Genomic DNA, 9,937 nt, shown 5'->3' with positions numbered 1-9,937 from the left:
GTCAGGTCAAACTCCGCCAAACCGTCCGTGTCATCGTCGCAAACCTCTAAAGCCGTAGAAGGTACTAAAACAGGGGCTTCCAAAATTTCTACATGAAACATTATTTCATCAGAACAGGTTACATCAGACTCACTCACTTCAGCATAAATATAAATATCCTGAGTGGTTGTAATCTCGGTTTCGGCAGGTATCATACTGCCGGTACCGCCTGTAGCTGTATAATAGTTACCCGCAGCCAATATTGGTAATGTATAAGAACCGCATGCATTTACATCTGTAGGTTCACCCAAATCTGGCGTTTCTAAAATAGTTACTTCAAAACTGGTTTCGTCTGTACATGCATTAGGAGCTGTACCCTGTTGTGCAAACACATAAATTGTCTGGGTAGTTAACACTAAATCATCAGTATTGAGCATAGTGCCCCCGCCGTTTGACTGGGTATAGTAATTGCCCTCTGTTAATGGTGGTAAACTGTAAGCATCACAAGCAATTACATCTTCAAACTCACCTACTTCGGGCTGAGAGGTTACTATAAGGTCTAGCTCAACAACATTTACATCATCTGGGTCAAAATTATTAACTACCCTGATGTATATGGTTTGCGTAGTACCGTTAAATGTTTCGGGGCTTACTATAGGGTTGTTTCCTGTATTTAAAGCATCATCTTCATTAGTATGATACGTTACGGTATAATTTTCAGGTGTAAGGATGGGATCCATCATGTCATCATACTGTGCCGTAAGGTCAAATATTTCGGAACCGTCATACGGAACCGGGTCACAGGCATACATTGGGTCTACCGGAGCCGGTACGCCACATGGCTGTACAATAAGGTTAAATGATCTTACAGTATAGCAATCATTATCAACCCCCTGGATACGGGCGTAAATTGTTTGCCCATCATTACCCACGTAAGCGATAGAAGGAAAAATTGACGGCTCATCGTCCTGAAGATCCTGTAGTGAGGTATAGTAAAATACATCATACGACCCCGGACTGTCTAAAGGGGCTGTCATTATAGGGGTGTTTGATGTCAGGTCAAAAGTACCTGTACCACCTACCACGCCGCAGGCTATCAGGTCTTCCGGATCTGCAAGCGGAATTTCAGGCCGGTACTCTATTCTTATATCAGTGCTAAGGGCGCATCCAGGGTTTAAAGGAAAATATGCCAGCAGTGTATACACACCCGGCTCTGTAACCGTTATACCTTCTGTTTCTACCGGGTCTCCATTATTGTCAAGAATTAATTCGCCATCTTTTTCCCAGTTAAATACAAAGCTGGTGCCTGGTGCAATTTCCGGGGTAAGGTAATATACCTCATCCGGGCAAAGTGCGGTACCCACAGCTATAGTAAGGTCATCGGGTAATTGGGGCTGGCCAATATCAAAAGAACCGGCTTCAAGGAATACTGCAGAGTCATATTGTGTGTCACCATAATCTCCTACGGCAAGCTTAATTTTATAGGTATGCCCGGCAATTACATCAGATTCTGCCGTTAATACAACAGTCTGCCCCCGGTGGTTTATGGCAGATATAGAAGGGTCATCTACATTATACTGCCCAAAATACTCCGCATTAGCAGAGCCACAACCGGGGTTATATAAGTTATTCCGGATATTGGTAACTGAAACCGGTGTACCCGAAACGGGTAATACAGCTATATTTTGATTTGTCATTGCCGTAGGGTCAGTAATGTCTGAAAGCAGGAAAGCAAAAACATCCGCCCAACCACATTGAAATTGCCCATATTCGTTTGCTGCAAAAAGGAACTCAAAACTCATGTGATCTGAAAGCGGCACAAAGTTAAACTGTAAATAACTTACATCCCTTATAGTACCTCCATTGCTATTTGGGTTGCTATCGCTTACTCCCTGCAAATCGGCATCGATACCGTTCCAGCCTGTAGATTCAGTAGAAATATGGCTGCCGTCATACTGCCCGGCGCTTCCCATAACATTACCTCCCCTTATAATAATACCATCTTTAATAGGGAAGTTAGAGTTATTTTTTTCAAAATATCCTATACCAAATCCTTGTGTTTCATTATCTATATTTATGTTTCCGGCTGACCATGTAACGTTGGATATATCAGCACAGTCGGTATCTATAAGCACATCATACACCAGTTCTTCTACGGTATATTGGTTTTTGCTTACTGTTACACCAATACCCCTCGGGTTATCAATATCGGTACAGGTAGGACATGCCGGTACAGGGTCGGGCGTGTCACTGGTAACTGTAACAACATTTTTAAGATTTCCTACAAAAGAGGGATGGTTTTCCGGCACAAAAAGGGTTACACTATATTCTATAGTAGCACCTACCGGAATTACCGGAATTATATCGTTCATAGTACCGCTGCTGCCATCGCCCACCAGGCCTATATCAGTATTTTCAAAACGTTCCCACGTCATTACCTGTATATTATAGGGCTTGTTATCATGCACTACCACATTATACGCATCACTTGGGCCGGGGTTGGTAACTAATATGGTATATGTAACCGACTCATTGCCATTATATGTTGTTTGCCCGTTTGTTTTAAGCACCAAAAGGTCTGCCTGTGGGTTAGGCGTTGCTGTATGAGTACAGCCGGGGCAATCAGGGTTAGGGTCTGCCGTACTGCTGGTTACTACTACCTGGTTTACAATATTGGTATCCTGGTCAAAATCGCTTGGTATTGGTATGGTAACCTGATAGGTTACGGTTTGCCCAACCGCCATAGAACCAATGGTATTAGTAAGGTTTCCTGTGCCCGATGTTCCGTTACCGCTCCAGGAAGCAGTTGCCGGCGTTAACCCGGCAGGTACATTATCATTTACCACAACATTCTGTGCCTCTTCCGGCCCCTGGTTGGTAACTGTTATGGTATATACTGCGTTAAGGCCTGCGGTATATGTTGTGCCCGAAGCCAGTGTTTTTGTGGTAACAATATCGGCATAAGGCACATATGCCGTATCTGTATCAATACAATCCGGGCAGGTGGTATCGGGGTCGGTAGTTACACTTGCCACCACGGTTTCACTTACAATATCAGCGGTTGAACCTGCCGGTATATCACCTGTTAAAGTATACGTTACGGTTTGGCCAACAGCCAATACCGGAATGTTATCATTTAAATCTCCCGTGCCCGATGTACCGTTACCCTGCCAGGTAACATTGGTAAGGCCTGCAGGTACAGTATTAGTAACGGTTACATCTATGGCGTCATCGGGGCCATTGTTAGTAACGGTTATAGTATAAGTGGTGGTTGTGTCGGGATTATAAATATCCTGGTTATTGGTATTTACTACTACAATATCGGCCTCATTTGCATTATCATAATCTACATCGGTACATTGCCCGCAATCTGTATATGGGTCTGTTGAGGTTGTTGCAGTTACCGTATTAGTAAGGCTGCCTGTGTAACCGGCAGGCACATCAAGTGTTATGGTATAGGTTACGGTTTGGCCGTTAGCAAGGGTTGCAATAGTATCTGCCAGGTCTGTATCCGTTCCGGAAGATCCATTATCACCTGACCATGAGTATGAGGTAATGCCCGCAGGTATAACTCCGGATACCTCTACAGCTGTAGCTGCAGCGGGGCCGTTGTTTGTAACCGTTACGGTATAAACCAACGTACTGCCCGGCGTATAGTAATTGGTATTATCTGTATTTACTACAACAATATCAGAAACTATAGTTGAAAGAATATCCGTATCGGTACAAAACTCACAATCCACCTCCGGGTCAGACGTATCAGACGTAACCACCGTTTCACTGGTAAGGTATTGCCCGGCATAACCGGCAGGTATGTCTATAGTTATGGTATAGGTTACTGTTTCATCTATACCCAGTACAGGTATGGCATCATTAAGAGCCATATTGGTACCGGAAGAACCATTATCTCCCGTCCACGAAAATTGGGTAATCCCCGCAGGTATGGCATTAGAAACATTGACGTTTTGTGCCACAGAAGGGCCGTTGTTGGTAACAGTTACAGTATAAACAGCAGTAGTGCCCGGGGTAAAAATCAGGGTGTCATCTGTGTTTACCACTACAATATCTGCCAGGGGTGTATCCACATCAATATCCGTACAGGCATCGCAGGCCGGATTAGGATCCGGCGTATCGCTGGTTACAGTAACCGTACTTTCAAGCGTAGGGTTATTATAAGCGGCAGGTACATTTAATGTAACCGTATAGGTTATTGTCTGGCCTGCGGCAAGTGTACCAACAGCATCATTAATAGCTGTGTTAGTGCCGGATGAACCATTATCTCCTACCCACGAAAAACCCGTTATACCTGCAGGTATAGGGTTAGATACTACCACATTGGTTGCATCTGCCGGGCCATTATTGGTTACAGTTACGGTATAAACCGACGGCTGCCCCACAATATAATTGTATTGGTTATTGGTATTTACCACTACTATATCGGCCTCATTGGGCGGAGTATCGGTATCGGTACAACCCGCGCATGAAGGATCTGTATCATTTAAAAATGCTGCTGAAAAACTGGCGGTGCTTATAAAATCACCCGTAGCATCTTCAGGTACTGTAAGTGTTATAGTATATGTTACCGATTGGCCGTTGGCAAGGGTAACAATTGTATCTTCCAGCGGAACGTTAGTGCCCGAACCGCCATTACCCGTCCATGAAAACTGGGTAACACCAGCAGGTATGGCATTAAAAACATCTATATCATACACTGTTGCCGGTCCATTGTTGGTTACCGTAACAGTGTATACAGCCTGTTGCCCGGGCACATAAGATGTTTGGTTATTGGTGTTTACAAGTACAATATCTGCAGTTGGCGCTGCTGTATTGGTATCGGTACAGGCGGTACAACCCGGGTTGTAATCTGTAAAAGCAGTTGATGAATATGATACCGTAGTAGTAAGATTGCCTGTGTAAGTAGCAGGCACATCAAGCGTAACGGTATAAGTAACGCTTTCTCCGGCAGGCAGTGATGCTATAACATTAGAAAGCGCACCGGAACCGGATGCGCCATTGCCTGACCATGAGAAATTTGTAATGCCCGCAGGTACGGGCTCACTAATATTTATGTTTGTAGCCGTATCGGGGCCATTATTGGTAACGGTGACCGTATACTGAGATGTGGTACCGGGAAGATAAAAATTGTGGTTATCGGTATTTACTATCACAATATCTGCCATATCATCCCAGGTTACCGCAACATCCTGTATAGGTGTTGTATAATCATCAGGAATTTTTAGGTGCAGTGTATAAACAACCGTTTGCCCCGGGTTTAATGTAGGCAGTGTATCATTAAGGTTAGTATTTACTCCGGAAACATCAAGCGTGTTTTCCCACCAAAACTTTATAACACCTGTAGGTGTGGGGTTTGGCGGTATATATATATCAGCCGGCAGGGCATAAAACACATTTACATTTGTAACAGGTGTAGTACCTGTATTGGTTACCATTATTGACCACGTCAGCGTTTCTCCCTCCTGATAAGTATTATCAGGATTTGTACTGACTACAACAATGCCAGACTGTGCCTTTAACCCAAGCAGCCCGAAAAAAAGGAAGATTAGAAGTAATATTTTTTTCATACAGCAAATTTATTTCTATTGGTCTATGTTAAAGCAATTTTAATATTATCTAAAAATAATGTTATAAGTATCAACTTGTAAATATAAAAATTCAATTATATTTTGGTTGTTAAATTTATAAAAATCACAAATTTTATGAGAGTTTGCATTATAATTAACGCGCAATTGAATAATATTCATAATTAAACAATTATAAAACTAAATTCCCTACCAGATACTTTTAAATTTATTTATCTTAATTTTGTTTTAAAATTTTTTACCCATGAAAAACATAAAAATCAGGGAGACGCAAAACCCTTCGATTATAAAATTTGAGCTTAATGATTTTATTACCCATAACAGCAATTATGAATTTAAAAACATTGACGAAACAGCCAAATCACCCCTGGCAAAACAATTGTTTTACCTGCCTTTTGTAAAAACGGTTTACATTTCGGGCAATTTTATTGCAATTGAAAAATACAGCATAGTAGAATGGGCTGATGTACAGGAAGAAATAGCCGAACAAATAGAAAATTTTGTAACCTCAGGAGGTGTTATAATTACCGAAGAGCCATCGGATAAAAAAAAGGTGCCGGTTACCGTATATGCCGAGTCTACCCCTAACCCTGCTGTGATGAAGTTTGTGAGTAATAAGCTACTTACCAAAACCATGGCTGAATTTAAAAATATTGACGAAACGGCAGCATCGCCCCTGGCAAAGGAATTGTTTAAATTTCCTTTTGTAAAAGAGGTGTTTATGGATGAAAATTATATTTCTATAACCAAATATGCCGTTACGGAATGGGGAGAAGTTGTGGCTGATACCCGCGCATTTATACGCCAGTATATTGAAGACGGCAACACAGTGATTGAAGAATCTTTAATTAAACAGACCCCCCAGGCCGAAAAGCAGGAAGAAACCTATTTTGATACCCTTGATGTTACCTCACAACGCATTATTAATATACTGGAAGAGTATGTAAAGCCTGCTGTTCAGGGCGATGGGGGAAACATTGCCTTTGAAAGTTATGACGAAGCCGATAAACGGGTTAAGGTTATTTTACAGGGCGCATGCAGTGGCTGCCCAAGTAGTACCTTTACCCTGAAAAGCGGTATTGAAAATATGCTGAAAGACATGCTTAATGACCACGAAATTAAAGTGGAAGCCATCAACGCATAATACTACATTTTAAAACTCCTGCCGTAGCAGGAGTTTTTTATTTCTGTATAAACTAAAAGCCCGCACACCTGCGTTATACAGAAAAAACAATGAGAACCTTATCAACCTCCCTGCTTCTGTCAATGCTTTGCCTAAACTTTGCAGTTGCCCAGCACACAGAAATATATCCCGATTTTAAAGACTATTCCAAAGTAGGCCTATGTATAAGCCCTGTGCTGTATACTGCCGCCAAAACCACACGTGATCATGGCGATTACTCACTTGATAACCATGCTACATTTAATTTTAATTTCGGATTTGATTATTTAATACATCCTGAGCGGAAATTGGCTTTTAAAACAGGACTGCACCTTGATATGGTGCCTATGTATAATATTAACATGACTATTAAAGATGGCGACCTGTGGACAGAAGGCCCTTATACCGATAATATAACCAGTAAGTACAAACTGAATTTTACCATACCTGCGCTTATACAAATAAAAAAACAAATGGCTTATAATGTATATTTTAGCCTTGATACAGGATTTCATATAATGATAATGCAGGAAGGCGGATATGATGTAAACTATATTTTTACGAGCCCGGACGGGAACGAAAGCCGTGAAGTTTTTGCCCTATATGCCAACACTAATAACCCTGCCTGTGTATACCCAAATGCTATAATTTCTCCGGGGTTTTATGTTGCCTGTTATGGCATGCTTATTCAGGGAAGCATTATTTACCAAAAACCCCTTGTGCCATTTTTTAAAGGAGAATACCAGTTTGGCAACCTGTTACAAAGTGCGCCAACCCGGGGCGACTATTCACTTTCGGGGCAGTATTTAGGGCTTTCCTTTAACATTCATTTGAAAAAGGAAAAAGAGTATCGTAATAAAATTGAACAACAATACCTTTAAATAGGGTTAAATAATTTTGACACTTATATTAATAACATATACCTTTACTTTTGGATAGTAATTTCCCCGGGAAAAAAAGATGAAAATCAAAACTGTAATAGTACTAATCTTAACTGGTATATGCATGTCGTGCAACAGAGAAAACAAAGCTGAAACCATAGGCGAGGAAAACCCATTACTGGCGGTTTGGGATACACCATATGGCGCCCCGCCTTTTGAAGAAATAAAAACACAGCATTTTATACCGGCACTGCGCGAGGCCATGACTGTGCATAAAGAAGAAATTAATGCCATTGCCCATAACCCTGCCCCACCCACTTTTGCCAACACCATAGAGGCACTTGAATATTCGGGGAAACTACTTAACCGCATACAGGTAGTTCTTAGCAACCTTAACAGTGCTGAAACCAATGAGGAACTGCAAAATGCCGCTAAGGAGATTGCGCCCGAACTAAGCAGTCATTATGATGATATTTACCTTGATGCCAGGCTTTTTTCACGGGTAAAAAAAGTGTGGGATAACCAGATAAAAGAAAAGCTTACCATAGAGCAGGCTAAACTACTTGAAAAAAAATATAAGGCGTTTATACGCAGCGGTGCGGCATTATCGGCCGGCCAGCAACAACGCCTCAGGAAAATAAACGAAGAGCTGGCTGTACTTAGCATTGCTTTTGGCGCTAATGTGCTTGCCGACACCAATAATTTTGAGTTGGTTATTGATAATAAAGAGGACCTGGAAGGGTTACCCGAAACTATAATTACTGCCGCTGCCGGGGAGGCAACAGAAAAAGGTAAAGATGGGAAATGGATATTTACTTTGCACAATGCCAGCGTAATGCCTTTTTTACAATATGCCTCAAACCGCGGACTGCGCAAAAAAATATGGACTGCTTACCAAAACCGCGGCAACAACGGTGATGCTAACGATAATCGCATTACTATTATACAGATGGTAAACCTGCGTACGGAAAAGGCACAGCTGCTGGGTTACCAAACGTATGCCGAATATATACTGGAAGAACGTATGGCAAAAACACCTGAAAAAGTGTTTGAACTGATGGACCGCCTGTGGACTCCCGCCCTTAATAAGGCTAAAGCTGAAGAAGCCGACATTAAAGCTTTGATGCAAAAAGACGGCCTTACAGATGATGTGCAGCCGTATGACTGGCGCTACTACACCGAAAAAATAAGGGCGCATAAATATAGCCTTGATGAGCAGGCCTTAAAGCCCTACTTTTGCCTGGACAGCGTGCGGAAAGGAATATTTATGGTAGCCGACAGCCTGTACGGACTGCAATTTAAAAAGACTGATAATGCCCCGATATACCATAAAGATGTTACCGCATGGGAAGTAACCGAAAAAGATGGTAAATACCTTGGGCTGCTTTATATGGACTTTTTCCCGAGGGCAGGTAAAAAAGGCGGTGCCTGGATGACATCATACAAAAAAGAAAGAATAGACGATGGCAAACGCATAGCCCCTATAATTTCTATTGTGTGCAACTTTACCAAACCTGTAGGCGATGTGCCATCGCTACTTACGTTTGATGAAACACTTACGTTTTTTCATGAGTTTGGGCATGCCCTGCACGGGCTGCTGAGCAATGTTACATACGAGAGCCTTAGCGGCACCAGCGTGCCTACCGATTTTGTGGAACTGCCCAGCCAGCTTATGGAAAACTGGGCGGCTGAGCCTGAAGTGCTAAAAATGTATGCCCACCACTATAAAACCGGCGAGGCAATACCGGATGATATTATTGCCAAACTGCAGGAGGCCGCCACGTTTGACCAGGGCTTTGCCACGGTAGAGTACCTTGCAGCGGCTTACCTGGATATGGATTACCATAACCGCACAAAACCACTCACCAAAAATGTAGTACCTTTTGAAAATGAGGCTATGGAAAAAATTGGGCTTATACCATCTATCATACCGCGATACCGTAGTACATATTATAACCATATTTTCAGCCTGGGGTATTCAGCGGGGTATTATAGCTACATATGGTCTGGTGTGTTAGACAGCGATGCTTTTGAGGCTTTTAAAGAGCGTTCTTTATTTGATTCTATAACGGCTAAAGCTTTCCGTACACAGATACTGGAAAAAGGCGGTACGGCAGACCCTGCCATGTTATACCGCAGCTTTAGGCATGCCGACCCAAATATTACCGCCCTGTTAAAGAAAAAAGGCTTGCTGCCCGAGACTGCCGAACCGGCAGAAATAAATGCTGATACCGAAAGTGTGGAGTAGTATCACTGTGTGTATTTTATAGAAGTATAGTATTGAGTAAGGAATAGCTTGAGATTTCTCCATTACG

The 9,937-nt window shown here is 42.3% G+C and carries 4 protein-coding genes; 3 read left to right on the top strand and 1 reads right to left on the bottom strand.

Annotation, left to right across the window (positions count from 1 at the left end; all coding sequences use genetic code 11):
- Positions 1–5,561: choice-of-anchor L domain-containing protein (locus ABS766_RS13245; protein ID WP_408085668.1), on the bottom strand; the 5,561-nt coding region annotated here is incomplete at its 3' end.
- 262 nt (positions 5,562–5,823) lie between these two features.
- Here ABS766_RS13245 and ABS766_RS13240 point away from each other — a divergent pair.
- From ABS766_RS13240 to ABS766_RS13230, 3 genes are all read left to right on the top strand, one after another.
- Positions 5,824–6,723, top strand: a complete 900-nt coding sequence (locus ABS766_RS13240) for a NifU family protein (protein WP_408085667.1) — start codon at positions 5,824–5,826, stop codon at positions 6,721–6,723.
- 89 nt (positions 6,724–6,812) lie between these two features.
- A complete protein-coding gene (locus tag ABS766_RS13235) occupies positions 6,813–7,622 on the top strand; it encodes a hypothetical protein (protein ID WP_408085666.1) in 810 nt (269 codons plus the stop codon).
- A gap of 124 nt (positions 7,623–7,746) precedes the next feature.
- The gene (locus ABS766_RS13230) at positions 7,747–9,870 is read left to right on the top strand and encodes a M3 family metallopeptidase (RefSeq protein WP_408085665.1); all 2,124 of its coding nucleotides are present in this window, start codon (positions 7,747–7,749) and stop codon (positions 9,868–9,870) included.
- Positions 9,871–9,937: the final 67 nt, after the last annotated feature.

The sequence above is a fragment of the Flavobacterium rhizosphaerae genome (assembly GCF_046000445.1).
GTDB classification, from domain to species: domain Bacteria; phylum Bacteroidota; class Bacteroidia; order Flavobacteriales; family Flavobacteriaceae; genus Flavobacterium; species Flavobacterium rhizosphaerae.
Note: the sequence above shows the minus strand (reverse complement) of the source record. Positions and strands in the feature narration are given on the sequence as shown.